Consider the following 26,423-nt stretch of genomic DNA (forward strand, 5'->3'; position numbering starts at 1 on the left):
AGAGCCTGCTGCTGGTAGTTGTGTACAAAGTCGTGAGATCCACTGTCCACGAAGTAGTGAGATTCAGTGTCTACGAAGTGACGAGATTTCACACCATGTTCGCGGAACAGCGGTACCCAGTTGCAAGAACAGGAGTACCTTCAAGCGCTATTCTGCACTGAAAGACGAGCAGGTCACCACTGTGGTGATGGAAGCGACCAGCGACTACTGGAAGCCCTTCTACTACCTGATGGAGGGCCAACTGCCGGTGATGCTAGTCAATGCGAAGCAAGCCAGGAACATCCCGGGACGGAAATCCGACGTGAACGATGCGACCTGGTTGGCCCAGCTGGCCGCACACAATCTGCTGCATGGTTCGTTCATCCCGCCCGAACCGATCAGGCAGTTGCGGGACCTGACCCGCACCCGTTCCTCGTTGGTGCATGACCGCACCAAGGTTTACCAGCGGATGGAAAAGTTCCTCGAATCCTCCGGGATCAAGATTTCCGCGGTAGTTTCCACCTTGACCGGTGTATCGGCCCGACACATGCTCGACGCCCTGGTTGGCGGGGAACGCGACCCCCACGTGCTCGCCGGCATGGCTCAGGGCCGGCTGCGCCAGAAAATCCCGGATCTCATCGATGCGTTGGAAGGACGTTTCACTCAGCATCACGAATTCATGATGCGTTTGTTCCTGAAACAGGCCGATGGCTTGGAAGAAATGATCAGCGAACTTGATACGCAGATCGTGGAAGCAATCACCCCTTTTCGGGAAGAGGCTTTGGCGATTTCGACGATCCCGGGGCTTTCGAACACGTCCTCTGAGGTGGTCATTGCCGAGATCGGAGTGGACATGAGCATGTTTCCCGATGCGGCGCATCTTGCCTCCTGGGCGGGGGTCTGCCCGGGGCAGAACGAATCGGCCGGACGCAGCAAGTCTGCGCACACCCGGGGCGGGGATTCCTATTTGAAGGCCGCGCTGGGCACCGCGGCCTTGAGCGCGACCCGACAGAAGAACACGTTCTTGGCCGCACGGTTTCGACGACTCTATCCGCGCCGTGGCGGCAGCCGGGCGCTGGTGGCTATCGAGCACACGATCCTCACGGCGATCTGGCACATGCTGGCCTACGGTGAGGTATTCAAGGAGCTGGGACCTGATTACTACCAGCAACGCAACCAGGGTAAGGCGAAGATCCGCGCGGTGAAGGAGCTGGAGCGTTCGGGCTTCATCATCCATTTGGAAGTAGCTGGCGCGTAGACGTCGCCAAGAGTTATATCGGCGGGTCCGCCAGCGATGCTGGAAGCAGTGCTGGCGTGCTTGCTAGCGCCTGCACTTCGTGGTCGGGTTTATGGGCTGGCTTCAGTATTCACGTACTAGCAGAAGCATCGAATGCGGCGGAGCCTGCGGAACGCCATTCGGGTGACAACTGCACTACACAATACATGGAATGTCTATACTTCTTTGTTGAGCCCCCATCGAACCTGATTCGCGTGGGTGACGACATCGCAGTCGTTTCTCCAAGGGAGCCTGGCCGTAATGGTCGAACACCGCATGTTCCCGCGCACTGTTGAGTCAGTTCCGAAGCGTGTTCTCACGAGCTGCCGCAACGAGGGCCCGGGTCCTCGCCTACGCGCCGCAGCAGGTTGATTGAATCTTCACGCTTGGGGTCTTGGAAACACGGCTGCTGAACAACCCGAAAGCAGTGTGAAGTTCTTGGTCTGATCCGTGATGACATTCATCGGACCGCCTGCAGTACCAGCAAGCCGAAATCGGAGTACTAGGTTGAGGAAAGTCGACCGTACCCAGTAGCCGGAACAGCCGTACCAACTTGTCTATTCGGCACCCTGCCAGGCGATTGCAGGAATTGGGCTTTGACGTTGAGTTGACTCCATGAGAGGCTGCCAGACTCGCATTATTCGTATTGGCATTGAAGAGCCCGCAAGTATTATGAGCTGAAGCCAATCTGAATTTTTGAATAATGATACTTCTCCAGTTTGCCATCGGTGATCGAGGCAATTAGGGGGGTGAAGTCATTTGAAACTTTGACGAATACTTGTTTCGGATCGTAATCCCACCAATGAGATTCCAGCAGTGCATTTATAGTATCTTCATCGAATCGGTACTTAACGATTTTCGCGGGATTTCCACCAACGATTGCGTAGGGTGGGACGTCCTTGGTCACAGTTGAGTTGGCTGCAAGTACTGCGCCAGTTCCGATCGTGACCTTAGGAGAGATTGTAACGTTGGAACCAATCCAGACGTCATGTCCAATTGTAGGATAGTCCATTGTTGCCGCAGCGTAACTACGAGCATGTTGATGGAGTGAATCTGTGAAGTATTCCTTGAACAGATTATTGTTGCGACGAAACATCATGGCAGAGGAAGTCAATGTGTCCAGAGGGTGACTTGAATCAATGAATCTTAAGCCATTCGAAATTGAGCAGTATCGCCCAACTTTCAAGCCTTCAGGTAATGACGAGTAGCTATAGGTGAAGGCACCTACGGACGCAAAGCCTGAGCCTTTATACCCCCCAATCATTGGCTTGTAGGGGCCACCAAATAGCCCGACGTTTTGTTCGATAGTGACCGGAACGCGAATTCCAATGTCGGTGTCATTTTTTAGCCATCCATAGGCCCCGTTAGCCGGTGCAGGGCTATTGTACTTGAGTAGTATAGTGTTGTCGAATAACTGTTGCATGAACTTTTGGGTTACGGTAAATCGCTGCACGTACATATCCTAACGGCGTAAGTCTCCGATACTGTACTCGCTCGTCAAGCGAGCACAACTACCTTCAACTAGCTAGCCGGCATTGGGCAGGAAAAGATGTACTGCCGAGCTTCACGCGACTCAGGGCTCCGCGAGGCCTAGTTTTCATTGAAAATTTTAATGCTGTTACCTTGGATAGGCAGATACCTGAGATCCGGTGGGATGGTGAATAATTCAATGATTTGTACAGGTAATATCCAACCAATAATTGGAAATAAGCTGGCCGTCGAACTTCGGGGCCAACCAGAGTCTGACTGGATTGGAAATCGTTCTTTTTGATAGTTGGAATGAACGTCCAATTGAGGTGAGATGGTCTCAAATTTCGGCATTATGAAATAATGTGACGAATACTGGCAGTATCTGATCTTTCACTGTGGAGATACTTCCATAGTGTGGTGAATTATCACGAGCCTGCGGTTGCAGGATCGCCTGTCGCGTCATGTCAATACCTCCGGGAATCTTGATACGTTGCCTCAGATGAAAACCTTCGCGGAATAACTGGTTCATTGGACTGCCTTTCTCGCCTGCCGGGCCTAGGACCCGGACTTCGCAACGGATAACTTCTCGAGGCTTCCGGTCAGCTCCAGGATCTGCTGGGACAGGGCCATCACCCGGATCTTCTTGAAAGCTGCGTTCATCCGGGTCACCGGCATCTTCCGCACCGCTGGATGCACTATCGCGCCCTGTTGCGGTGTGGGTGGCCGGTCATGGACCTTGGACAGATTCGCCTCGTGACGAGCCTTGGAAACCAGCTTCTGCTGCGGCAGAAGATCGTTTGTGAAGATCCGATCCAGCTCCGAAATCCGGTTGAGCAGCTCCAGCTCCTCCGTGCTGTCATACCGCTGATAGCAGACGCGCTCGCGGACCCGTGACCAGTTCTTCTGCTCCACGTGAGCGCCATCATTCTTGTTCCCTGCCCGGGAGCGGGTGAACGTGATCTGTTGTTCTTGGCAGAAGCGCAGCAGTTCCTGGTTGATGAACTCGCTGCCGTTATCCGAGTCAATGCCGATGACCGGGAAGGGGAAGACTTTCATGACATGCTTCAACGCGGCGAACACGTGCTTCTGGGCTTTGTTGAGCGCCGAGCGGTTCACCGTCCACCCGGTGCTGATATCGGTGACGGTCAGGGTGAAACAGAACTTGCCACGGCTGCTACCGCCTTCGTGGCTGACCAGATCGATCTCCACGAACCCGGGGACGGCGTCATCCCATTAAGTCCAGGTGCGCACCGGGATCTGGGACTTGAGCAAGGAGCCCGGCTTGGAATATGAACGGCCCCGAAGAACCATCTTCCTCCGTTCATTCGCCAGCCTGCGGTCGGTGGTCCAGGCTCTCATCCTCAGCAGCAGGACGGCTTGCTCGTCGCTGAGGTCCAAAGCTTTCTCGGTACGTAGCTTGGGCACGAGGTAGGGCATGGAGGCCACCAGGAGTTTGGACGCTAGGCCGCGCAGCACGGCGCAGCACAGGATCAACGCTGGCTGCAGATCGGCAGGGTCGGTCGGTTTCCGGCCAGCCTGCACGATGCGGGGCTTGGGCAGTTGGAGCGCTTGTCGCAGGGCGGCGCGGGCGTAGTCGCGGTGCCAGCCGGTCAGCGCGGTCAGCTCGTCCAGGATCTGCGATTTTCCGGACTTGTCCGCGCGCTGGTAGCGGTGGGCGAGTCGTGTGGTGACTTCTTTGCGTGCGCTCATTGGCAGTCCCATGGTGCTGAGCAGATACCCGTATAGCTCGAGGAACAAGAGCTGCTGTGCCGGAGGTTTTCTTGTGATGCAACGTAGTATCCGTGCCGGAGGTTTTTTATGAGTCAACGCGGATCGTTTACTGTTTCTGTTTTTACCGTACGATCGGACTATGCCAAGCCAAACAGCAATATTTATCGATGCCGGATTTCTGCTTTCTCTAGGTGGCCATCGAACAGCGGGAACTACCTTGCGGTCCGCTTTCACCACACACTATGAGTCGCTTGTGCGGGGGATAGTTCAAACTGTTACGAAGAATACTGGTCTAGGCAATTTGCGAGTTTACTGGTATGACGCTTCGAAGGACGGGTTGTTTACTGAACAGCACAAGCGAATTGGGCTAATTTCCGGGGTTAAAGTTCGGTTGGGGCGTATTTCATACAACGGCGAACAGAAAGGCGTTGATCTGAGACTGGCCTTGGATCTCGTCGGCGTCGCACGAACTCGTGCTGCTTCTATTGCTTATCTCGTGTCCGGAGATGATGATCTGGCGGAGGCTGTTGAAGAAGCCCAGGACCTTGGGATGAAAGTAGTGCTCCTCGGTGTCAACAAACCGGAAAGTAGATTGGGAGTGGCTTCAGTAGCTGAGCATCTCGCACTTACCGCTGATGCGATAGAGACGATCCCAGACCAACTTTTAGATTCATCATTTACCCGAGTCATCGAGTGGGACCAGGCCCATTCAGAAAAATCAGCGTTAATTGCTAAGGCAGCTCACAGCCCAGTTCACGGTAACTCTGAGGCTGGACCTTCGATACCCACACCGGCCGTTATGGCACAAAAAGCTATTCAGCAGAATTCGGCAGAACCTATGACACGTGTAGAAATTGTTTATTCCAGTGGTACTGGCAGCCAAGGCTACCAAGGAAACGCGGCCTACGAGCAAAATGAGCTTGCTACGGCCGAGGAAATTGGTGGCAAGGTAGCAGAATCGTGGCTGGCAGTAACTACTCAGGCAGAAGTTCTCGAACTTCTAGCTGACAAACCTCAACTTCCGTTGGAAATTGACCGGACTTTATTGAAAGACTGTGCTCAGGTTCTGGGGGAGTGGACAACAGACCAGCAGAAGATTCGGCGAATACTCCGTAGTGCGTTTTGGGAGTACCTTGATCGACTCATGTGACGATTGTCGAGCTTTGCATAGTCAACTTTCCCGGCGGGACTAAGGTAAATTTAGATCGTGACTTCTCAGCAGAAACCCTTTTACGCTACAACTGCAATCTCTTACCCGAACGGCACTCCACACATCGGTCATGCCTACGAAGTAGTGGCAACCGATACCTTGGCACGCTTCAAGCGTTTGGATGGCTTCGATGTTTTCTTCATGACTGGCACTGATGAACATGGCCAGAAGATGATGCAGACTGCGGAAAAGGAAGGGATCACCCCTGCCCAGCTTGCGCAGCGAAATTCCGATGCCTTCCAGGCGATGAACGATGAGCTTGGAACTAGCTATGACCGTTTTATCCGCACCTCTGACGCTGACCATCATGCAGCTGCACAGGAGCTGTGGCGCCGTATGGAAGCGAACGGCGACATCTATCTGGATAAGTATGCCGGCTGGTACTCGGTGCGGGACGAGGCGTTCTACACCGAAGAGCAGACGGACGTGCGAGACGACGGAATTCGCTACGCTACGGAAACCGACACTGAAGTTACCTGGACTGAGGAGGAATCGTATTTCTTCAGACTTTCCAAGTACCAGGACAAGCTCTTGGCCCACTACGAGGAGAATCCTGACTTTGGTGCACCACGATCTCGGTTCAATGAAGTTGTTCGTTTTGTTGAAGGCGGCTTGACCGATTTATCAATTTCGCGCACCACTTTCGACTGGGGAATCCCGGTGCCGGGCAACGACAAGCACGTTATGTACGTGTGGGTGGATGCCTTGACGAACTACTTGACCGGTGTTGGCTTCCCGGATGTCGAGTCGGCCTCCTTCCAGAAGTACTGGCCAGCGGACGTTCACGTGATCGGCAAGGACATCTCGCGATTCCACGCCATTTACTGGCCGGCGTTCCTGATGTCCGCGAAGCTGCCGGTTCCCAAGCGCGTCATGATCCACGGCTTTCTGCATAACAACGGTGTCAAGATGTCCAAGTCGTTGGGCAACACCGTTTCTCCTGAGGATTTTGTTACCCGATATGGCCTAGATCAGGTTCGGTACTTCTTCTTGCGTGAAGTACCATTTGGCGCCGATGGAAACTACAACCACGAAACCATCGTGGCTCGCATCAATGGTGACTTGGCGAACAACTTCGGTAATCTTGCCCAGCGTTCGCTGTCGATGGTAGCCAAGAACTGCGGGGGATTGGTGCCAACTCCCGGGGAGCTTCAGGCTGCTGACGCCGAGATTCTTGAGGCCGCCGCGAAGCTGTTGGAAATCAACCGGGAGGCCTACGACCGCCAGGAATTCAGTCGAGCTCTTGAGGCCGTCTGGCATGTTCTGGGAGATACCAACGCGTACTTCGCGGAGCAGGAACCTTGGAAGCTCAAGAAGACTGATCCAGCACGCATGGAGACCGTACTCTACGTGACAATCGAGATTGTCCGCCAAGTCGCTATCCTGCTCCAGCCGGTGCTTCCCCAAGCCATGACCTCCCTGCTCAATGTGCTCGCGGTGGGCGAAGGGTCAGCCCGCAATTTCGAGAACTACGGAACTTCATTGGTTCCCGGAACCGAACTACCGGCCCCGGCCCCGGTGTTCCCTCGCTATGAGGAAGAGAAGTAAGCTTCGTTCATCGTGCTAAAACGGCTGCGACACTATTCCTATCAATCGTTTAGAATAGTGCCGCAGTCGCTTTTGACTTGTTTCCGATTTAAGGGCTGGCCACCCCGGTTTGGTAAGCAATGACCACAGCCTGGACTCGATCCCGTGCGCCAAGTTTTGCCAAGATATGGCCCACATGCGTCTTAACGGTAGCCTCCGACAGGAAAAGCCTTTCGGCAATTTCAGGATTGGATTGTCCCTCTGCGATGAGTCCGAAGACTTCACGTTCGCGTGGGGTGAGCGACTCCACCGCTGATATTAGGGAGTTATCAGCCTGCGCCACAGACCGTTTCAAGATGGGTGCCATATGGTTCAGCAAACGCCGTGTCGTTGAGGGCGCGATGACTGCGTCTCCGCGGTTGACCGTACGCACCGATTCGAGCAGCTCTTCTGGAGGGGCATCTTTCAGGAGGAAGCCGCTGGCGCCGGCTTGGATGGCACTCAGCGCATACTCGTCCATGTCGAACGTCGTTAAGACGATTACCTTGGGTCCGTCCGCAGCTTTCTTCGCCGGATCCAGTAGGCGCTCGGTGGTCTGTATCCCATCCATTTCCGGCATCCGCACGTCCATCAAGATGACATCCGCTTGCTGCAACGAAGGTGTTGCGAGTGCTTCACGTCCGTTTCCTGCTTCGGCGATGACTTCCATATCCGGCTGGGAATTGATCAACATTCGGAATCCGCTGCGTACCAGCAACTGATCATCAACAAGCGCTACCTTGATTGTGCTGCCTGACGTCATCGAGTGTTAGTCCTCCGAGTATGGAATGAATACAGAAACTATGAATCCTCCACCGGTTCGCGGAGAGGCCTTGCAGGTTCCATCGTATAGTGCAACGCGCTCGCGCATACCTTGCAAACCGTAGCCTTGCCCCTCGAAAGTCAAGGAACCGGCACCACGACCGTTGTCTTCAATAACGAGTTCCAATCCCCGAGACGTCCAATCCAGTTGTACCGAGGCGGCCGTGTTCGGCCCTGCATGCTTAACTACGTTGGTGAGGGCCTCTTGCACGCTTCGATAGGCGGTTAGTTCCGCGCCAGCTGGCAGTTCTTTTCGCGGAGAGCCAACGTAACTGAATTGAACTTTAAGCCCGGCAGTTTCAGCGTTCTGGATAAGATCCGGAATATTAGCCAAGGCCGGCAACGGGCGGTTCTCAACCTCTTCATCCTTGCGCAAGACACCCAGCAGGCGGCGCATTTCACGGAGCGACGCACGACCAGTATCGGAGACGGTTTTCAGGGTGGTGATCGCTATTTCCGGATCGTTGACGGCGGCATAGCGGGCGCCGTCCGCCTGCGTGATAATTACGGATAAGGAATGCGCGACGATGTCATGCATTTCACGTGCAATGTGGTTTCGCTCATCAGCGGCAGCCAGGTCGCGTTCGATGATTCGCTCTTTTTCAAGTCGATCCGCGTGGTCCTGCAATGCTTTCATGGTCAGCCGCCGGTTGCGGGCCAGGTCGCCGAAGGTCCAAGACACGGTGACCACGAGCGCCAGGCCAACGAACGAGATCATTGTGTCGAAACTGATGAACGTGAATCCACCCGTGGGCGAGCTACCGCTGTTGAACATGCTCACGGTCGCAAGTAATGCTCCCAGCAGTCCGAACCCCAAAGTGGTAAATGATTGCCAGCGCTTTCCATAGACAGCCATCGTGTAGACCATGATTGGAACCGACAGCTGGGACGGCAGCACCAATCCGCCGAAGGCCAACTGAAGCAGATGTCCGAACGTTATAATCAGCGTCGCGAGCCATGGTTTGGCGCGGCGTATCATGAGGGGCGCAGTTTGCATCAAGGAGATGGCTACGAGCGAAAGAGTCATGAGCAGGGAACTGCTGAAGCCGATGGTCGCCGTCAGCAAAAGGCATAGCAGCGTGAAAGCCAATCCCGTTGCAAAATCGACTTTGCCGGAATTTTCGCGAATCCACCGATCAATACGGCGGTGCGGGTTTGAAAAGATCAACTACGCCTCTGAAGTTCGAGAAAAGTGCCGAATGCACGCGACCTCTAGCTGAGCGAAATAGCGTACATCATCCTATTTTAGTGCTCTGTTCATGGGGGAACCTCATCCTGGAGTTTGAGGTTTTACAGTTGAGATTTCACAGTTTCTCATAATTTGAGACGAGCTCTCATATGTTGGACTCCGTTCGGTAGGCTTGGCTCCATGGGAAAAGTTTTTGAAATTGCAGTCATTCCTGGGGATGGCATTGGGCCAGAAGTCGTCGCAGAGGCCGTCAAGGTCTTGAACTTCGTCACCAACGGCGGCGAGTACGAGGTCAATTTGACCAACTACAGGCTGGGTGCCGAGCATTGGCTCGAAACCGGTGAAACCCTGCCCGAGGAGACACTGGAGAATCTCAAGAAGCACGACGCCATCTTGTTCGGCGCGGTGGGTGCCGCTCCTGGCGATACTCGTATTCCTTCCGGGCTCATTGAGCGTGAAATGCTGCTGAAGCTGCGCTTTTCGCTGGATCACTACGTGAACTTGCGTCCGTCGAGGCTTTACCCTGGCATTGAAAGCCCTCTGGCCAACCCGGGAAACATCGATTTCATAGTGGTGCGCGAAGGTACCGAAGGTCCGTATGTGGGCAACGGCGGGTCTGTCCGTACGGGCACTCCGCACGAGATTGCCACTGAAGTATCCGTGAATACCGCGTTTGGCGTTGAGCGTGTCGTTAGAGATGCGTTTGCGCGAGCTTCGCGCCGGAAGCGCAAGCACGTGACCTTGGTTCATAAGCACAATGTGTTGGTTCACGCTGGTCACCTGTGGCGCCGGACCGTCGAAGCTGTGGCGAAGGAGTTCCCTGAGGTAACGCACGATTACCTCCACGTGGATGCCGCGACCATCTTCCTGACCACCGACCCCGCCCGCTTCGACGTCATCGTCACGGACAACCTTTTTGGCGACATTTTGACAGACCAAGCAGGCGCCATCACCGGTGGCATCGGCTTGTCGGCCAGTGGCAACATCAATATGTCCCGAACCTACCCGTCGATGTTCGAGCCGGTGCATGGCTCCGCCCCAGACATTGCCGGCCAGCAAAAGGCCGACCCGACCGCGGCGATTCTGTCCGTTGCCTTGATGCTTGATCATTTGGGGCTGTCTGAGGAATCGAAGGCTGTCGAGCAGGCAGTTGAAAAAGAGATCACTTCACGTCAGGAATTGACCGATCGCCGCACCACCAGCGAAATTGGCGATGCAATTGTAGCCCTGCTGGCATAAGCTAAAAGGGAAGTTCCCGGTACGGATGTATCCGGTAGCTAATCCACAAACGGGTGTTCCGCAACTTTGTGGGACACCCGTTGCTCGTACATAAATTAGGAAGTCCAAGGTTAGATGGAATTCACCGAAAATCTCTCAACGAACCGCAAAAGCGCCGAGGACCGCGCCAAGGTTCTTGCCGACCCGGGCTTCGGGGACTTCTTCACCGACCACACCGCGGTCATTGACTGGTCGGCCAACGGTGAAGGCTATGGCGGTACCTGGCATGACGCTCGCATCGAACCGTACGGCCCCATCGCGATGGATCCTGCGGCCTCCGTGCTTCACTACGGCCAGGAAATTTTTGAAGGCCTGAAGGCCTACCGTCATGAAGACGGATCAGTTTGGACGTTCCGTCCCCATGCAAACGCTGCGCGACTGAATAAGTCGGCGGCACGTCTCGCTCTGCCGCAGCTTGACGAAGACGTATTTGTCGAGTCGCTGCGAAAGCTCGTGGCATCCGACATCGACTGGGTTCCAACAGGTGATGGCGAGGCGCTCTACCTTCGTCCGTTCATGATTGCCACCGAGGCATTCCTGGGCGTTCGCGCAGCACGCGAAGTTTCCTACCGGGTCATCGCATCGCCGGCAGGCAACTACTTCGGTGGAGAACTGAAGCCCGTCGCCATCTGGGTGTCCCAAAACTATGCGCGCGCAGGCAGAGGCGGAACCGGTTCCGCCAAGTGCGGTGGAAACTACGCTGCATCACTCGTCGCCCAGCTTGAAGCTGAAGACAATGGCTGCAAGCAGGTTCTGTTCCTTGACCCGTTCAATGACAATGCGGTAGAAGAACTTGGCGGAATGAACGTGTTTTTCGTTACCAAGGACAACAAGCTGGTCACCCCTGCACTGACCGGAACCATCCTTGAAGGCGTTACCCGCTCGTCCGTAATCCAGCTTGCCAAGGACCGGGGAATGGAAGTCGAGGAACGCCGAATCACTCTTGATGAATGGCGTGAAGGCGTTGCCAGCGGCGAGATCACCGAGGTCTTCGCCTGCGGTACCGCTGCTGTGATCACCCCGATCGGTGTTCTGAAGAACGGCAACGAGCTGATCGGTGACGAAGACGCTAAGGCTGGCGAAGTCACCATGTCGATCCGCGAAGAACTGCTTGGCATCCAGCGTGGAACGGTTGAAGACCGGCATGGATGGCTGGAGCGTTTGGTCTAATAGCGGAAGATAAACGTAGAATTGGCTGTGCAATGTTTATTGCACAGCTAATTCGTTTTAAGTGAGGACTTCGGCATGCACGTTTTGGTTACCGGTGGAGCTGGATATATTGGGTCGCATACCGTCCTTCTGCTTTTGCAGGAAGGATACCGCGTTTCCATTATCGACAACTTCAGCAATTCATCACCGGAGTCGATTCGTCGAGTTACGAAGTTAGCAGGGCGGGCACCAGAGCTTCACAACATTGATTTGCTTGATGCTTCTGCAGTGGACTCCATTTTCGAAGCCCTGCGGCCAGACGCCGTGATCCATTTTGCTGGGTTGAAGGCCGTAGGGGAGTCTGTATCCCAGCCCCTTCGCTACTACCGGAACAACGTCACTGGCACTCTAAATCTCTTGGATGCCATGGAATCTGTTGCATGCAGGACACTCGTTTTCAGCTCATCTGCAACTGTCTATGGCGAGTCGACGGCATTGCCGCTAGTTGAGTCAACGCCTCGTAGCGCTACTAATCCGTACGGCCGCACGAAGCTCCACATCGAAGAAATGCTCGAGGAATTGGCGACCTCGGACCCACGTTGGTCCATCGCAAATTTACGGTATTTCAATCCTGTGGGCGCGCACGAATCCGGAGAGATCGGCGAAGATCCACAGGGCATCCCCAATAATCTCATGCCATTCGTAGCTCAGGTTGCCGTAGGAGTTCGTGAAAAGGTCAACGTCTTCGGCGGCGATTATCCCACTGCTGATGGGACCGGCGTCCGGGACTACATCCACGTATTGGATCTGGCGGCAGGACACCTTTCGGCCCTGAACTTCCTGCAGCAGTCCAAGGGTGCGCATGTCTGGAACTTGGGTACGGGAGCCGGTTCGAGCGTGCTGGAAGTCATCGAAGCGTTCGCACGAATTTCGAAGCGGCCGGTGCCCTACGAGATCGTGGAACGCCGCGCTGGTGATGTCGCGGAAAATTACGCTGATGCGGAGAAAGCCCGTCTTGATCTGGGGTGGAAGGCCGAGCGTGGGCTGGAACAGATGGTGGGTGACATGTGGCGTTGGCAAAGCAACAATCCCACAGGATTCCCGGACCTAGAGTTCCGCGAAATGACCGAAGAAGAACTGAACGCATTCATCAACGGAAAGTAAGCTGTCGCTGTGTGCAGGACAGGGGCAGAGCAAGTTAGGGTTTAGAAATGCGCATTGCTCGATTTGTAGTTGATGGCGACCCACTTTACGGTGTCGTCGACGGAGAAAATATTCATGCACTTGCGGGGGATCCGTTCTTCCAGGGCATCAAGACCACGGGTGCTATGCACCAGCTGGACGACGTTCGGTTGGTAGCGCCAATCATTCCGCGATCCAAAGTCGTCGGATTCGGTCGCACCTACAGCGAACACGCCAAGGAACTCGGCAACGAGGTGCCTCCAGAACCACTGATGTTCCTGAAGCCGAATACCTCAGTCGTTGGACACGGAGAGCCGGTCACCCTTCCTGCATTTTCGCAGGAGGTTTCCTTCGAAGGCGAACTTGCGGTCGTCATCGGCCGTATCTGCAAGGATGTGCCAGCAGAAAAGGCCAGCGACGTCATCTTCGGATACACGATCGCCAACGACCTCACTGCCAGAGATGCCCAGCGGACCGACCCGCAGTGGGCCCGGGCCAAGGGATTCGACGGCTCTTGCCCGCTCGGCCCATGGATCGAAACCGAACTGGAAGACCCGGACGACGTAGCGATCACCACGCGCCTGAATGGCGAGGTCCGTCAGGACGGTTCCACGCGGGACATGATTTGGCCCGTTTCCGAACTTGTTGCACGGGCTTCTGAAGCCTTCACCCTGCTTCCCGGCGATGTCATCATGACAGGTACCCCTGCCGGCGTCGGACTAGTCAACGCCGGCGACATCGTTGAGATCGAACTTGAGGGACTCGGAACACTGAGGTCGGTTTTCCGTCGATAACGTGTTTTGAGTAAATGTGGTTTTTCAATGGAACTGGAAAAGCCACCATCTCGCCATCATCATTTTGGTGGTACCGCACTGGCTCTCGGTCACGAATGTGACCGGGAGCCTTCGTGCATCGAATTCGGCAAGCTGGCCCGAAGGTTTAGAATGGAACCATCATGACTGATCTTTCGCTGATTCCACCCGTGACCGAAGATACTCCCGTTCGCGTCCGTTTCTGCCCATCGCCTACCGGCACTCCACACGTAGGCATGATTCGTACGGCCCTGTTCAACTGGGCCTACGCCCGCCACACCGGCGGCAAGATGATTTTCCGTATTGAGGATACCGACGCGAAGCGCGATTCCGAGGAAAGCTTCAACCAGGTTCTGGACGCACTGAACTGGCTGGGTATCGATTGGGATGAAGGCGTCAACGTGGGCGGTCCGCATGAGCCGTACCGCCAGTCGCAGCGCGGCGACATCTACCAGGATGTCATTGCCAAGCTTCGCGAGGCCGGCCACCTCTACGAGTCCTACTCGACGCCGGAAGAAGTCGAAGCTCGTCACAAGGCCGCCGGCCGCGACCCAAAGCTGGGTTACGACAACTTCGACCGTGAACTGACTGCAGAGCAGATCGCTGTGTTCAAGGCCGAAGGCCGCGAACCGGTACTTCGCGTGCGCATGCCGGACGAGGATGTTACCTTCACCGACCTGGTCCGCGGCGAGATCACTTTCAAGCAGGGGAGCGTGCCTGACTACGTAGTGGTCCGCGCGAACGGCCAGCCACTGTATACGCTGGTTAATCCGGTGGATGACGCGCTGATGGGAGTGACTCACGTGCTGCGCGGCGAGGACCTGCTGTCCTCCACTCCGCGTCAGGTTGTCCTCTACGCGCTGCTGCATGATGTAGGCGTTGCCAAGTACATGCCGCGATTCGGGCACCTGCCGTACGTGATGGGCCAGGGCAACAAGAAGCTTTCCAAGCGTGATCCTGAATCGAGCCTGTTCCTTCACCGCGAGAATGGCTTCATTCCCGAGGGCTTGCTGAACTACCTGGCGCTGCTTGGTTGGTCGTTGAGCGCGGATCAGGACATTTTCAGCAGTGAAGAACTGGTCAAGGCATTTGACGTGACCGACGTGCTGTCGAATCCTGCACGTTTCGACGTGAAGAAGGCCGAAGCAATTAACGGAACCCACGTTCGCATGCTGGAACCAGAGGACTTCCGCAATCGCTTGGTTCCCTACCTCCAGGCTGCTGGCCTTGTAGGTGAAGAGCTGACCGCCCGTGAAAACGAGATCCTCGACAAGGCCGCGCCTCTGGTACAGGAGCGCATTACTCTTCTGGGCGAAGCGGCAGACATGCTCGAATTCCTCTTCAAGAATGATGACGAAATTGTCGTTGAGGAAAAGGCGCTCAAGGGTATGCCGGCCAACCTGGATGACGTTGTCAGTGCCTCGATTGAAGCTTTGGAAGGCGTGACGAACTGGAACGCGGAAGAGATCCAGAATGCACTGCGGACCAAGCTGGTTGATGAGATGGAGCTGAAGCCACGCCAGGCATTCGGTCCTGCGCGAGTTGCCGTTTCCGGCAAGCGCGTCTCGCCACCATTGTTCGAATCCATGGAGATCCTCGGCCGGCAGTCGAGCTTGAACCGTATGCGTACCTTCGGCGCCTCGCGGTAACAGGAAACGCTAATTTCGTGAACGAAGTACCTAACGCCTTGGATGGATCTGCCAACAGATCCATCCAGGGCGTACTTTTTGACATTGATGACACTCTGGTAGACCTTCGAGCAGCCGCTATTGAAGCTTTCCTGGAGCTTACAACCGAAGAGCTCAGACACGTAGATGCTTCGGAAGCAAGCGTCGTTGCCGCAGCTTTTGCCGATGACAGGGCCGGAGCCTACGAACGCTACATGGCAGGTGAACTGACTTTCCTAGAGCAAAGGGAGATTCGCTTGCGATTCTCCCTGGGGCTCGTGAATGCCGAAGCGCCGGCAGGGGAGCTATACCAAGCGTGGGCCGAGACCTATGAGAAGACGGTGCGTAGCTATTGGCGCCCGTTTGAAGACGTCGTGCCCCACTTGGATCAGCTCCGAGCCATGGGCATTCCCTTCGGTGCCGTTAGCAACAACCTTGAGTCATACCAGCGGGCCAAGTTGGAAATTGCCGGTCTTGAAGGATTCGCTGTGGTTGTTGGATCCGATACGGCCGGCGCGCCGAAACCAGCGCCTGCACCGTTTCTCGCGGGCTGCCAGCAGCTTGGTATCCATCCGCGGCAGACGCTTTACGTGGGGGACAACCCGGTCAATGACTACGAGGGAGCCCGCAATGCGGGACTCCCAGCAGTACTGCTGGACCGCGAGGCTCTTCATGAGGAATTCCTCGGATTTCGAATCCGTCATCTCGGGGGCTTGGCGGAGTTAATCGGTGCAGGCTTCGACAGTTTTGTCACCGAATCCTAGGGGAATCGTCGATTTGTATTGATCCCGGAACGTCGGTATAGTTATATCTCGTGCTGAAGCGATCAGTCAGAATTGATTTATCAATTCAGTCTGAAAGCCCAAGTCACAATGGGATATGGTGTAATTGGCAACACAACGGTTTCTGGTTCCGTCATTCTAGGTTCGAGTCCTGGTATCCCAGCGCTTCATCAAAAATCATTTGATGAGCTAAGGAGAAATTCTTGGCATACGGCCCCATCGTATAGCGGCCTAGTACTCCGCCCTCTCACGGCGGCAACACGGGTTCGAATCCCGTTGGGGTCACCAAGCTTCTTCTCAGGTCTCCCGCAAGGGAATATACGGCCCCATCGTATAGCGGCCTAGTACTCCGCCCTCTCACGGCGGCAACACGGGTTCGAATCCCGTTGGGGTCACCACGCAAGCCACAGGTAAATCTGTGGCTTGTTGTATATCCACCCAAATCTGCCCGATGTGTTTCAAATAACGTCCTTTCATAGGGCAAGATAGTCACATGGAGGCAAATTCGGAATCCCGCTCGGCGGGCGGCGCAGCTACCCCGGAGGGTTCAGGTTATGCGCTGTCCACCGTCAAACAGCTGGCATCGTTGAGCTCCGCACTAGACGGACTCACCTTTCTACTTTCCGCATCCAATCCGACGCTGCCCAGCGAAATACTCAGAGCCAAGACGATACGCCAGATCGCCGACTATCTGGTGCCTCGGCTGGAAAACCTCCACGCACCACTGCTCATTGTCGTGGGCGGTTCCACCGGTGCCGGGAAATCCACTCTGGTGAATTCACTGCTTGGCGAGACCATCAGCGCGTCCGGCGCCGTCCGCCCGACAACCCGCGTTCCGGTGCTCGCGTACAACCCGTCCGAAGCGTCGTGGTTTGAAGATCGACGAATCCTCCCCGCGCTGAGAAGGCTGTCGTATTCCGGGAATCAATCGGATGACGCCAACGCAAAAGCGCAGGCAGTGCAACTCGCTCCACACGCGAAAGTGCCCTCCGGGATTGCCATTATTGACGCACCGGACATCGATTCCATTTCGGACGAAAATCGTGCCCTGGCCGCGCAGCTTTTGAATGCAGCGGACCTTTGGATATTCGTCACGACTGCCAACCGGTATGCGGATGCGTTGCCTTGGGACCTGCTCACGGAAGCGGGGGCCCGGAACATCACTGTCAGCATCGTGCTCAATCGTGTGCCCGCGGGTGCGCAAACCGAAATTCTTCCTGATTTAGAACGACTGCTCAGAGATAGGGGACTGGGATCTTCGGCCGTTCACGTGATTCAAGAAATGAAGCTTGACCAGCAAAAATTATTGCCCCAAGCGCTGAAGCAACCAATTTCGAACTGGCTTGACTCGCTGGCCGGAGATGCCCAGGAACGCAAACGCATCGCCTTACAAACCCTTGACGGTGCACTTAGGCGGTCCGTTGCGGACGTGAACGAGCTCTACGCGGAACTCAAGGACCAGGAAGCGCAACTGCAGGAACTGCTCCTCGGCGTAGACCAGCGTTTCGACCAAGCCATGGACGTGGTGAAATCGGCGCTGAAGGATGGAACCCTGCTCCGCGGAGAGATCTTGGCTAGATGGCAGGATTTCGTCGGTGCAGGAGAACTGGTGCGTGGAATTGAAGGAAGCGTAGGCCGCATCCGCGACCGTATTGGTTCATTTTTCTCCGGGCGACCGCCGGCAAGCAACAGGGTTGAACAGGCGATTGAAACGGGCCTGCACGCAATATTCGTCGCAGAAATTACCGAGGCCGCCGACAACCTCGACCGGGTCTGGCGTACCACCCCCATTGGGCAGGAACTCAGCCGCGCACTGCCCACCCCCAGACTGCCCGCGGATCTCAGCGAGTTGGCAAGCCGCAGCGTGCGCGAATGGCAGAATGACATTCTCACCATGATTCGTGAAGAGGGCGCGGGGAAGCGAAAGACTGCCCGCATGGCGGCATTCGGAGTGAATGGCATTGCAGTCATCCTCATGGTTGTCGTTTTCGCATCGACGGCGGGGCTAACCGGACTGGAGCTCGGTATCGCCGGGGGATCTGCTGTAGTCGGCCAAAAACTGCTGGAAGCCATTTTTGGTGAGGACGCTGTGCGGCGGATGGCGGCAAGGGCCAGCGGCATGCTCGAAGAACGCGCACGCGAGTTGATCAATGCCAACGCAGACGTTTACCGAAACGTCATCAGGTCCTGCCAGCAACCCGAAGAATTGGAAGGCCTGGCTGAGTTTATTCACGCCCAGGGCCAGAAAGGCCACCACGTATGAGCGAGCGCAAGGTACTCAGGGCTCAAGCCAGTCTGTCGGGTCAGATCGATTCGATTTCCGAGGCGATGAAGCTTGGAGAATCGTACCTCGACCCGCAAACTGTTGATTTCGCAGCACTGGTTATCTCGCGCGCCGAAGCCCGTCGCCAACTGTCCTCCGACCATGTGGTCATCGGGCTCTTCGGAGCTACGGGTTCCGGCAAATCAAGTCTCTTCAACGAATTGGCGGGAGCACAGCTCGCCCGGACCGGAGTCATTCGTCCGACTACAACGAAAACCATCGCGGCGATCTGGAACCCGGAAGGTTCCGGAGAACTGCTTGATTGGCTGGAAGTTGATGATCGGCACGTCGTCGACTCGATGTTCGGAGCCACCACAGCGCCGCGCGGAACGACCCCGAGCGGAGGCCTGATCCTCCTGGATCTTCCGGACATGGACTCAACGGCACTGGAGCACCATGAAATTGTGGAAAGACTGTCCGGGCAGGTGGACGTCATGGTGTGGGTGCTGGATCCGCAGAAGTACGCTGATGCCTCCATCCATCAAGGCTATCTTGATGGTTTGGGATCCCATGAGGGGAACTTGCTGGTGGTACTGAACCAGATAGACCTCATCGCGGCATCCGATCGAGCGGCAATCCAGAAATCCTTGACGGGACTTCTTGCCCAGGACGGATTCCGGGGACTGGAAATCCTTCCGGCTTCATCGCGAACCGGCGAAGGCATCGATGCATTAAGAACGCGGATCGCCAAACTCGCGGAAAACAAGGCCCTGTCGATTCGACGGCTCAAGGCCGATGTCGATCAGGTCATACATCGACTCGTTGCCGAACTCGGCGTGGAACAGGTCAACCTGCCTGGGAAGCTCGACCAAGCCGAGCTGGAACAGGGAATCGCCGCAGCCCACGGGGTGGACCTGATCGCGGACGCGGCCGAGCGCTCCTACCTGCTTCGCGCTTCCTCGCACACCGGCTGGCCATTGACGAGCTGGGTGATCCGCTTCAAAAACGACCCATTGCAGAGGATGAACCTCGGGCGAAACCACGAGCATCCGGAACTGGCCCTGACCTCGCGGCCCCCGCTGTCCGTGGCGCAATCTGCCACTATCAAGCAGTCGGTCAACACCTACCTGTCCAAGGCTACGGACGGGATGCCGGTGGGTTGGTCGGAAGAGCTCAGGGCAAGTACCACGGATCACCTTGACGAGTTGGACCAGGATATTGACGTGGCCATAGCCACCACAGACCTAGCGATTGATAAGAAATCCTGGTGGTGGCCGTTGACGAAGGTCATGCAATGGGCGTCGATTGTTGTTGCCTTGGGCGGCGTCCTGTGGCTCGGTGCCCTCGCCGTGGCGGGGTATCTTCAGTTCGCTGTTCCGGAGCCTCCGATGGTCGAAGGTTTTCCCATTCCCACCCTGATGCTCCTGGTCGGGTTACTGCTCGGTATTGTCCTCGGCATCGCCGGTTCATTTGTCAATCGAATGGTCGCTAAGATGAAGAGAAAGCATGTTCACCGGAACCTTGAGCGCTCCGTTGCGGGCGTTGTCCGCCAGCACATCGTGGATCCTGTCGCTGCACACCTGGACCAGTTCAACAGCTATGCGGATCTCATCAACCAGGCCGCGAAGAAAGCCGATTAATACTCAGTGACGAATCACCAAGCTAGCAAGCTCCCGACCGTCGGCGACCTAGGGGAGCAGGGAATCCTTGACGCCATGCTGCCTCTCCTGGACTCCAAACAGGCACCCCTGGGCCCAGGCGACGACGCCGGAGCCCTAGCCGTTTCCGGTTCGGAAGTTGTGGTGTCCGTCGACACTCTTGTCGAGAATCAGGACTTCCGGTTGTACTGGGACAGCGGTTTCGAACACAAGGCCTTCGACATCGGGTGGAAGTCGATCGCCCAGAATGTTTCAGACATCAATGCCATGGGAGGCGTCCCGACAGGCGCCGTCATCTCCCTGTCCCTGCCTGAAAGCACCAGCATTGAATGGGTCAAGGAATTCTCCAGGGGCATCTCCGCTGCAGTTCAAGGGCTCGGTGCGGGCCGTCTCGCGGTGATTGGCGGAGATCTGGGCAAGGCTGCCGAAATATCAGTGACTACTACCGTCATCGGAGAGTGCGAGCACGGCAAGGTGCTCAGGAGCGGCGCCACACCGGGGGACCGCATAGCCATCGCGGGACGTCTGGGATCGGCCGGCGCTGGACTGGCGGTACTCGATGGCAGCACGCAATGGCAGACGTGGAACCGTTCGGTCCGCAGGATCGTGGATTCCCAGTGCAAACCAACCCCGCCGTTGGAATCGGGTCCCCGGGCGGCCGAAGCCGGCGCGAGCGCCATGATGGACATCTCCGATGGACTGATCCGGGATGCTTCGCGTCTGGCCAAGGCCAGCGGCGTCAACCTTAACCTGAACGTCGACTCGCTGAAGCACTTCGCTGCTCGCTTGGAGCCTGCGGCAGTGCTGTTGGGTGCGGATCCGATGCTGTGGGTCCTTGAAGGCGGAGAAGACTTCGGACTGCTCGCGGTGTTCCCGAAAGGTGCCTCGATTCCTGAAGAATTCACCGTCATCGGCGACGTCAGTGCGCAGACCGGCCGCCGTACCCTGGTGAAAATCGATGGGCAGATCGTCAACGGAGCCCGCGGATTCGACCATTTTTCCGAGGCCATGAAGCGCTGAATCGAGACCAGCTCTCGGTTCAGGGGCGTTCAGCCTGAACCCGGAGCAATTCAGACAGCTCGTTCGCTGCGGCAACTACGGCTTCATGGTAGATCTTTCCCGGCTGGCGGGTCAGACGTTCAATAGGACCGGACATCGACAACGCGGCAATGACACGACCGGACTGGCCCCGGATTGGCGCTGATACCGAAGCAACCCCGGGTTCGCGTTCGCCCAGCGATTGCGCCCACCCGCGCCGACGCACGCCGGCAAGAATTGTTGGCGTGAACCGTGCATGATGCAGGCCATCGATCATTCGCTCATTGTCCTCCCAGGCCAAAAGCACCTGCGCAGCGGATCCAGCTTTCATGGAGAGCTGGGTGCCCACGGGGATGGTATCCCGCAGACCCACCGGGCGTTCCGCACTGGCGATGCAAACACGGAAGTCTCCCTGCTTGCGGAAGACCTGCGTGCTCTCACCGGTTTGGTCCCGGAGCTTGAGGAGGATCGGTCCAGCGGCGCTGACCAAGCGGTCTTCACCGGCGGCGCTGGCAAGTTCAACCAAGCGGCTACCCAGTTCGAAACGCCCGTGCAGGTCCCTTCCGACGAGTCCATGATGGGCCAGCGACTGCGCAATTCGATGTACGGTTGGCCTGGAAATCTGGGTCAGCTCCACCAGTTGTGAGAGCGTGGTTGGGCCATTCTCCAAGGCATTGAGAATGGCGGCTGCCTTATCGAGTACGCCTACGCCGCTACCTGTTGTCATATGTCGATTCTCCCGTCTCAGCATTTGAGATTCAAGTCCGCATACTGGAAATGTCCTTCTGTGAAGTGTCAAAGTTGAGATATCAAATGAACGTAGCTTGAGGAGTGTGTCGCATGTCTGCCACGCAGTCGCCACAAACACTGGCCGAGAAGGTCTGGAACGCGCATGTTGTGCGCCGCGGAACCGGTGAAGGCGAAGCCCGCCAGCCGGATCTTATTTACATCGATCTGCACTTGCTGCACGAGGTGACCTCTCCGCAGGCATTCGAAGGACTGCGTCTGGCCGGCCGCCAGCTGCGCCGGCCCGATCAGACCATTGCCACGGAAGATCACAACACGCCCACGCTTGACATCGACAAGCCCATCGCCGACCTGACGAGCCGGACCCAGATCAACACCCTGCGGGAAAACTGCAAGGAGTTCGGCGTGCGCCTGCACTCCCTTGGCGACAAGGAACAGGGAATCGTCCACGTCGTTGGTCCGCAGCTGGGATTGACCCAGCCGGGAATGACCGTGGTCTGCGGCGACTCCCACACGTCGACCCACGGCGCGTTTGGCGCTTTGGCCTTCGGCATCGGCACCTCCGAGGTCGAGCACGTGATGGCGACCCAGTCGCTGAGCTTGAAGCCGTTCAAGACCATGGCGATCAACGTCGAGGGCACCTTGAAGCCGGGCGTCACCGCCAAGGACATTATCCTTGCGGTCATCGCCAAGATCGGCACCGGCGGCGGCCAGGGCTACGTCCTCGAATACCGCGGCTCCGCCATCCGCGCCTTGTCCATGGATGCGCGCATGACCATTTGCAACATGTCCATCGAGGCAGGCGCCCGGGCCGGCATGATCGCTCCGGACCAGACCACCTTTGACTACGTCAATGGACGTCCACACGCCCCGCAGGGCGAAGACTGGGACGCCGCCGTTGCGGAGTGGAAGCAGCTGCACTCGGATGAGGGGGCCCAGTTTGATGCAGAGGTCTTCCTGGACGCGGATGAACTGGAACCTTTCGTCACCTGGGGCACGAACCCGGGCCAGGGCGTGTCGCTCTCTGCCACGGTGCCAACTCCGGAAGACTTCGAGGACGAAAACGACCGCAAGGCCTGCGAACGCGCATTGGAGTACATGGGTCTGACCGGCGGAACTCCCATGAAGGAAATCCGTGTTGATACCGTCTTCCTGGGCTCTTGCACCAACTCCCGCATGGAGGATCTGAGGGCGGCCGCCGCGGTGATCAAGGGCAAGGAAAAGGACCCCAACGTCCGCATGATTGTTGTCCCTGGCTCGGCCCGCGTCCGCTTGGAGGCTGAAGCCGAGGGCTTGGACCAGATCTTCAAGGACTTCGGCGCCGAATGGCGTTTTGCCGGATGCTCCATGTGCCTGGGCATGAACCCCGACCAGCTCACAGAAGGCGAGCGCTGCGCCTCGACCTCGAATCGAAACTTCGAAGGACGCCAGGGCAAGGGCGGACGCACCCACCTTGTCTCCCCGCTGGTAGCCGCCGCAACGGCAATCCGCGGCACGCTGTCCTCGCCGAGCGACCTCGTCAACACTCCGGTAGCGGTCTAGGAAGGATCACCGTCATGGAAAAGATTGTTAGCCACACCGGAATCGGTGTACCACTGCGTCAGAGCAACGTCGACACTGACCAGATCATCCCTGCCGTCTATCTCAAGCGCATCACCCGCACCGGATTCGAGGATGCCTTGTTCGCCGGTTGGCGCCGTGACGAGAACTTCATCCTGAACCAGAAGCCATTCAACGAAGGCTCGGTTCTTGTGGCCGGCCCCGACTTCGGCACCGGTTCGTCTCGCGAGCACGCAGTCTGGGCGCTGAAGGACTACGGGTTCAAGGCAGTCATTTCGGCTCGTTTCGCGGATATCTTCCGCGGCAACTCCGGGAAGCAGGGGCTGGTAGCTGCCGAGGTAGCCCAGAGCGACATCGAATTGATCTGGAAGGAACTGGAGAACAACCCGGGCACCCAGGTCACGGTTGACCTGGAATCCCGCACGGTCCAGTGCGGATCGATTTCCGCGCCATTCCAGATTGACGACTACACGAGGTGGCGTTTGATGGAAGGCCTGGATGACATCGGCCTGACCCTCCAGCATGAAGAGGACATCACCGAATTCGAGGCTGCACGTCCTTCGCATAAGCCGAAGACGCTTCCAGCACGATTCGCCGACTAAACGGCAGCATCTTGGCTGCGGCATCAAGCTGATCTTGACGCTCTGCCATGGTTCCCCGGACGGCCCGTTCGCATTCAGCACAATGCATTGAACTGAATGCGAACGGGCCGTTTCTTGTTTCGATGTTCCTCCGGTGTATTCCCTGAATTCAAAGGCTGAAAGCATCCTCACAATACCCACGCCACGCGACTATCGGTCCCATTTCATGCTGACTTAGGCGGTATGCTTACTTAGTCCTGCTAGTTCACGGCCCGCAGGCTGGAGCAGGCAATAACGACTACGCGATGAGGTATTTCATACATGGGTAAGATCCTGACGATCCATGGCGGTGTGCCACTTGAAGGCACCGTACGAGTCGGCGGAGCTAAGAACCTGGTTCCCAAGGCCATGGTGGCGGCGCTGCTAGGCGATACGCCCTCGGTGCTCCGGAATGTGCCAGAGATCAAGGATGTTACCGTCGTTCGCAGCCTGCTGGAGATCCATGGGGTCAAGGTCGAGCGGGATCCGGAAACCGGCGACCTCACCATGGACCCGAGCCAGGCCAAGTCGGCCTCCAATCAGGCAATCGATGCCCACGCCGGCGATTCGCGCATCCCGATTCTTTTCTGCGGCCCGCTGATCCACTCGTTGGGTGAGGCGTTCATCCCGGACCTCGGCGGCTGCCGTATCGGCGATCGTCCCATAGATTTCCATCTCGAAGTCCTGCGTGAATTCGGCGCGGTCGTGGACAAGGCCACCGACGGGATCCGCATCTCCGCGCCGCTGGGCCTCAAGGGCGCGAAACTTCATTTGAAGTACCCTAGTGTCGGCACCACCGAGCAGGTGCTGCTCTCTGCCGTTCGCGCCAAGGGCGTCACCGAGGTCAGCAATGCCGCCATCGAGCCGGAAATCTTGGATCTGATCTCGCTGTTGCAGAAAATGGGCGCCATCATTTCTGTGCACCGAGACCGCGTGATCCGCATCCAGGGCGTCGACAAGCTCAACGGCTACGAGCACACCGCGCTGCCTGATCGCAACGAGGCAGCCTCTTGGGCTTCCGCAGCGCTGGTGACCAAGGGCGATATCTTTGTCCAGGACGCCCAACAGCGGGACCTGACCGCCTTCCTTCACGTCTACCGCCAGATCGGCGGCGAGTTCGAGGTCAAGGCCAACGGCATCCGCTTCTACCACCCCGGTGGCGACCTGAACCCGTTGATCCTCGAAACGGATGTCCACCCCGGCTTCATGACCGACTGGCAGCAGCCACTGGTGGTCGCACTGACGCAGGCCAGCGGCGTTTCGGTCATTCACGAGACCGTGTACGAAAACCGCTTCGGATTCACCGATGCACTGGTGCATATGGGCGCTACCGTCCAGGTGCACACCGACTGCCTGGGCTCCACCCCGTGCCGCTTCGGCCACCGCAATTTCAAGCACTCGGCAGTGGTGGTCGGACCTGCCAAGCTGGTTGGTGCGGAAATCGACGTCCCGGACCTGCGTGGCGGATTCTCCCACCTGATTGCGGCCTTGGCCGCCGAGGGAACCAGCAAGGTCACCGGTATTGAGCTGATCAACCGAGGCTACGAGCACTTCATGGACAAGCTCACTGCACTTGGCGCCAATGTTGAACTGAGCGAATAGAGGATACCGGTCCGTGGTTAAAATCCAGGCTCCCGGCGAAAGCCCGCGCACCAAGCGTATTTTCAATGTTCTGGGTAATATCGTCCGCCCGCTGATGAACTCCCTGATGGGCAAGACCTGGAAAGGCTTTGAAAACCTTCCACAGGGCGGATATATCCTGTGCCCGAATCATTTGACCGAGATTGACCCGCTGGTAGTCGGGCATGCCGTGTACAGCCATGGCCGCCTGCCTCGCTGGATGGCGAAGGAATCGTTATTCAAGCCGCCAGTGCTCGGATGGATCCTTCGTGAAACCGGCCAGATTCCGGTGGCGCGAAGCGCTGCCGGAGCCGGCGACTCGTTGAAGGCCTCGAAAAAGGTCCTGGACGCCGGGGGCGTCGTGGTGATCTACCCCGAAGGCACCCTGACCCGTGATCCCAATCTGTGGCCTATGGTGGGGCGAACAGGTGCCGCCCGTCTGGCCCTGCAGACCGGTGCCCCAGTTATCCCCATGGCCCACTGGGGAGACCAAGAGTTGCTGCCGCGTTACTCCAAGAAGATGTACCTGTTTCCCCGCAAGCACGTGACGGTATCGGTTGGCCAGCCGGTAGACCTCGACGATTTGCGCAACGGGCCGCGTACTCGCAAAGTCCTTGAAGAAGCTACCGAACGCATCATGGCGTCGATTACCGAGCTTCAGGCGGAAATTCGAGGCGAAACTCCGCCGGAAAAGCCGTGGGATCCCAGCGAGCATGGGCAGGCCCGGACCGGTCGCAGCTTTGAGAACCCGGACAAGTAAATACACAGACAAGTAAATACACATCAGCAACGTCGAAAGAAGAA

23 protein-coding genes and 3 tRNA genes are annotated in these 26,423 nt (G+C 57.1%); 19 read left to right on the top strand and 7 right to left on the bottom strand.

The genetic code is table 11. From position 1 onward, the window contains the following. The first annotated feature begins 157 nt into the window (after nucleotides 1–157). On the top strand, nucleotides 158–1,237 hold the full coding sequence (locus tag DFO58_RS10045; RefSeq protein ID WP_286163568.1) for an IS110 family transposase: 1,080 nt from the start codon (nucleotides 158–160) through the stop codon (nucleotides 1,235–1,237). Between the two features lie 688 nt (nucleotides 1,238–1,925). Here the strand turns inward: DFO58_RS10045 and DFO58_RS10050 are convergent. The 4 genes from DFO58_RS10050 to DFO58_RS18785 all read right to left on the bottom strand — a co-directional run bounded on the left by DFO58_RS10050 (nucleotide 1,926) and on the right by DFO58_RS18785 (nucleotide 4,435). Next, complete coding sequence (locus DFO58_RS10050) at nucleotides 1,926–2,708, bottom strand: CatB-related O-acetyltransferase (protein ID WP_183043154.1); 783 nt, start codon at nucleotides 2,706–2,708, stop codon at nucleotides 1,926–1,928. Between the two features lie 354 nt (nucleotides 2,709–3,062). Further along, on the bottom strand, nucleotides 3,063–3,254 hold the full coding sequence (locus tag DFO58_RS18225) for a hypothetical protein (protein ID WP_147407247.1): 192 nt from the start codon (nucleotides 3,252–3,254) through the stop codon (nucleotides 3,063–3,065). Nucleotides 3,255–3,280: 26 nt separating this feature from the next. Beyond that, nucleotides 3,281–3,934: a transposase family protein gene (locus tag DFO58_RS18780; RefSeq protein ID WP_286163551.1), complete on the bottom strand. Its 654-nt coding sequence runs from the start codon at nucleotides 3,932–3,934 to the stop codon at nucleotides 3,281–3,283. A gap of 24 nt (nucleotides 3,935–3,958) precedes the next feature. After that, nucleotides 3,959–4,435 (bottom strand): hypothetical protein, encoded by a 477-nt coding sequence (locus DFO58_RS18785; RefSeq protein WP_286163552.1) that lies wholly within the window; start codon nucleotides 4,433–4,435, stop codon nucleotides 3,959–3,961. Between the two features lie 160 nt (nucleotides 4,436–4,595). Here DFO58_RS18785 and DFO58_RS10060 point away from each other — a divergent pair, with 160 nt between their 5' ends. Together DFO58_RS10060 and metG are read left to right on the top strand one after the other, a co-directional pair. Beyond that, nucleotides 4,596–5,606, top strand: coding sequence for an NYN domain-containing protein (locus DFO58_RS10060; protein ID WP_120990515.1), 1,011 nt, complete (start codon nucleotides 4,596–4,598; stop codon nucleotides 5,604–5,606). 57 nt (nucleotides 5,607–5,663) lie between these two features. Continuing rightward, nucleotides 5,664–7,214: a methionine--tRNA ligase gene (gene metG, locus DFO58_RS10065; RefSeq protein WP_183043155.1), complete on the top strand. Its 1,551-nt coding sequence runs from the start codon at nucleotides 5,664–5,666 to the stop codon at nucleotides 7,212–7,214. Between the two features lie 88 nt (nucleotides 7,215–7,302). Here metG and DFO58_RS10070 read toward each other — a convergent pair whose 3' ends face one another. Together DFO58_RS10070 and DFO58_RS10075 are read right to left on the bottom strand one after the other, a co-directional pair. Beyond that, entirely contained in the window at nucleotides 7,303–7,995 is a 693-nt protein-coding gene (locus DFO58_RS10070) for a response regulator transcription factor (RefSeq protein WP_120990519.1), read from the bottom strand. A gap of 6 nt (nucleotides 7,996–8,001) precedes the next feature. After that, nucleotides 8,002–9,222 (bottom strand): histidine kinase, encoded by a 1,221-nt coding sequence (locus tag DFO58_RS10075; protein ID WP_120990521.1) that lies wholly within the window; start codon nucleotides 9,220–9,222, stop codon nucleotides 8,002–8,004. A 201-nt stretch (nucleotides 9,223–9,423) separates the two neighbouring features. On the opposite strand from DFO58_RS10075, the gene DFO58_RS10080 reads away from it, so the two are divergent. From DFO58_RS10080 to thiL, 12 genes are all read left to right on the top strand, one after another. Then, nucleotides 9,424–10,482, top strand: coding sequence for a 3-isopropylmalate dehydrogenase (locus DFO58_RS10080; protein ID WP_120990523.1), 1,059 nt, complete (start codon nucleotides 9,424–9,426; stop codon nucleotides 10,480–10,482). 114 nt (nucleotides 10,483–10,596) lie between these two features. Further along, on the top strand, nucleotides 10,597–11,691 hold the full coding sequence (locus tag DFO58_RS10085; RefSeq protein WP_120990525.1) for a branched-chain amino acid aminotransferase: 1,095 nt from the start codon (nucleotides 10,597–10,599) through the stop codon (nucleotides 11,689–11,691). A 75-nt stretch (nucleotides 11,692–11,766) separates the two neighbouring features. Further along, on the top strand, nucleotides 11,767–12,834 hold the full coding sequence (gene galE / locus DFO58_RS10090) for a UDP-glucose 4-epimerase GalE (RefSeq protein WP_120990527.1): 1,068 nt from the start codon (nucleotides 11,767–11,769) through the stop codon (nucleotides 12,832–12,834). 47 nt (nucleotides 12,835–12,881) lie between these two features. Next, nucleotides 12,882–13,646, top strand: coding sequence for a fumarylacetoacetate hydrolase family protein (locus DFO58_RS10095; protein ID WP_120990529.1), 765 nt, complete (start codon nucleotides 12,882–12,884; stop codon nucleotides 13,644–13,646). Nucleotides 13,647–13,807: 161 nt separating this feature from the next. Then, complete coding sequence (gene gltX / locus DFO58_RS10100; protein WP_120990531.1) at nucleotides 13,808–15,313, top strand: glutamate--tRNA ligase; 1,506 nt, start codon at nucleotides 13,808–13,810, stop codon at nucleotides 15,311–15,313. A 17-nt stretch (nucleotides 15,314–15,330) separates the two neighbouring features. Then, nucleotides 15,331–16,095, top strand: a complete 765-nt coding sequence (locus tag DFO58_RS10105) for an HAD family hydrolase (RefSeq protein WP_183043156.1) — start codon at nucleotides 15,331–15,333, stop codon at nucleotides 16,093–16,095. 109 nt (nucleotides 16,096–16,204) lie between these two features. Continuing rightward, nucleotides 16,205–16,276: transfer RNA gene (locus tag DFO58_RS10110), tRNA-Gln, on the top strand. A gap of 49 nt (nucleotides 16,277–16,325) precedes the next feature. Continuing rightward, a tRNA-Glu gene (locus DFO58_RS10115) sits at nucleotides 16,326–16,401 on the top strand. 34 nt (nucleotides 16,402–16,435) lie between these two features. Next, a tRNA-Glu gene (locus DFO58_RS10120) sits at nucleotides 16,436–16,511 on the top strand. 95 nt (nucleotides 16,512–16,606) lie between these two features. Beyond that, nucleotides 16,607–18,376: a dynamin family protein gene (locus DFO58_RS10125; protein WP_120990535.1), complete on the top strand. Its 1,770-nt coding sequence runs from the start codon at nucleotides 16,607–16,609 to the stop codon at nucleotides 18,374–18,376. Then, nucleotides 18,373–20,016, top strand: a complete 1,644-nt coding sequence (locus DFO58_RS10130) for a GTPase (RefSeq protein WP_120990537.1) — start codon at nucleotides 18,373–18,375, stop codon at nucleotides 20,014–20,016. Before DFO58_RS10125 ends, DFO58_RS10130 begins: the two co-directional genes overlap by 4 nt. Before the next feature lie 6 nt (nucleotides 20,017–20,022). Further along, entirely contained in the window at nucleotides 20,023–21,054 is a 1,032-nt protein-coding gene (thiL, locus tag DFO58_RS10135) for a thiamine-phosphate kinase (RefSeq protein ID WP_147407248.1), read from the top strand. Nucleotides 21,055–21,073: 19 nt separating this feature from the next. Here thiL and DFO58_RS10140 read toward each other — a convergent pair whose 3' ends face one another. Continuing rightward, the gene (locus DFO58_RS10140) at nucleotides 21,074–21,799 is read right to left on the bottom strand and encodes an IclR family transcriptional regulator (protein ID WP_082124047.1); all 726 of its coding nucleotides are present in this window, start codon (nucleotides 21,797–21,799) and stop codon (nucleotides 21,074–21,076) included. 113 nt (nucleotides 21,800–21,912) lie between these two features. Here DFO58_RS10140 and leuC point away from each other — a divergent pair, with 113 nt between their 5' ends. The 4 genes from leuC (at nucleotide 21,913) to DFO58_RS10160 (ending at nucleotide 26,379) form a co-directional block, all read left to right on the top strand. Then, entirely contained in the window at nucleotides 21,913–23,361 is a 1,449-nt protein-coding gene (gene leuC, locus DFO58_RS10145) for a 3-isopropylmalate dehydratase large subunit (RefSeq protein ID WP_120990538.1), read from the top strand. 14 nt (nucleotides 23,362–23,375) lie between these two features. Beyond that, complete coding sequence (gene leuD / locus DFO58_RS10150; RefSeq protein WP_120990540.1) at nucleotides 23,376–23,981, top strand: 3-isopropylmalate dehydratase small subunit; 606 nt, start codon at nucleotides 23,376–23,378, stop codon at nucleotides 23,979–23,981. Nucleotides 23,982–24,281: 300 nt separating this feature from the next. Then, nucleotides 24,282–25,601: a UDP-N-acetylglucosamine 1-carboxyvinyltransferase gene (gene murA, locus DFO58_RS10155; protein WP_120990542.1), complete on the top strand. Its 1,320-nt coding sequence runs from the start codon at nucleotides 24,282–24,284 to the stop codon at nucleotides 25,599–25,601. 13 nt (nucleotides 25,602–25,614) lie between these two features. Then, nucleotides 25,615–26,379 (top strand): lysophospholipid acyltransferase family protein, encoded by a 765-nt coding sequence (locus DFO58_RS10160; RefSeq protein ID WP_231735962.1) that lies wholly within the window; start codon nucleotides 25,615–25,617, stop codon nucleotides 26,377–26,379. Nucleotides 26,380–26,423: the final 44 nt, after the last annotated feature.

Source organism: Arthrobacter sp. AG1021, from assembly GCF_003633665.1.
Classification (GTDB): domain Bacteria; phylum Actinomycetota; class Actinomycetes; order Actinomycetales; family Micrococcaceae; genus Glutamicibacter; species Glutamicibacter soli.

Coding starts and splice junctions, on each gene's coding strand:
- gltX (WP_120990531.1), top strand. CDS start 13,808: ATGACTGATCTTTCGCTGATTCCACCCGTGACCGAAGATACTCCCGTT.
- DFO58_RS10060 (WP_120990515.1), top strand. CDS start 4,596: ATGCCAAGCCAAACAGCAATATTTATCGATGCCGGATTTCTGCTTTCT.
- DFO58_RS10070 (WP_120990519.1), bottom strand. CDS start 7,995: ATGACGTCAGGCAGCACAATCAAGGTAGCGCTTGTTGATGATCAGTTG.
- leuC (WP_120990538.1), top strand. CDS start 21,913: ATGTCTGCCACGCAGTCGCCACAAACACTGGCCGAGAAGGTCTGGAAC.
- DFO58_RS18785 (WP_286163552.1), bottom strand. CDS start 4,435: ATGAGCGCACGCAAAGAAGTCACCACACGACTCGCCCACCGCTACCAG.
- DFO58_RS18225 (WP_147407247.1), bottom strand. CDS start 3,254: ATGAACCAGTTATTCCGCGAAGGTTTTCATCTGAGGCAACGTATCAAG.
- DFO58_RS10095 (WP_120990529.1), top strand. CDS start 12,882: ATGCGCATTGCTCGATTTGTAGTTGATGGCGACCCACTTTACGGTGTC.
- DFO58_RS10080 (WP_120990523.1), top strand. CDS start 9,424: ATGGGAAAAGTTTTTGAAATTGCAGTCATTCCTGGGGATGGCATTGGG.
- DFO58_RS10130 (WP_120990537.1), top strand. CDS start 18,373: ATGAGCGAGCGCAAGGTACTCAGGGCTCAAGCCAGTCTGTCGGGTCAG.
- DFO58_RS10140 (WP_082124047.1), bottom strand. CDS start 21,799: ATGACAACAGGTAGCGGCGTAGGCGTACTCGATAAGGCAGCCGCCATT.
- DFO58_RS10085 (WP_120990525.1), top strand. CDS start 10,597: ATGGAATTCACCGAAAATCTCTCAACGAACCGCAAAAGCGCCGAGGAC.
- galE (WP_120990527.1), top strand. CDS start 11,767: ATGCACGTTTTGGTTACCGGTGGAGCTGGATATATTGGGTCGCATACC.
- leuD (WP_120990540.1), top strand. CDS start 23,376: ATGGAAAAGATTGTTAGCCACACCGGAATCGGTGTACCACTGCGTCAG.
- murA (WP_120990542.1), top strand. CDS start 24,282: ATGGGTAAGATCCTGACGATCCATGGCGGTGTGCCACTTGAAGGCACC.
- DFO58_RS10125 (WP_120990535.1), top strand. CDS start 16,607: ATGGAGGCAAATTCGGAATCCCGCTCGGCGGGCGGCGCAGCTACCCCG.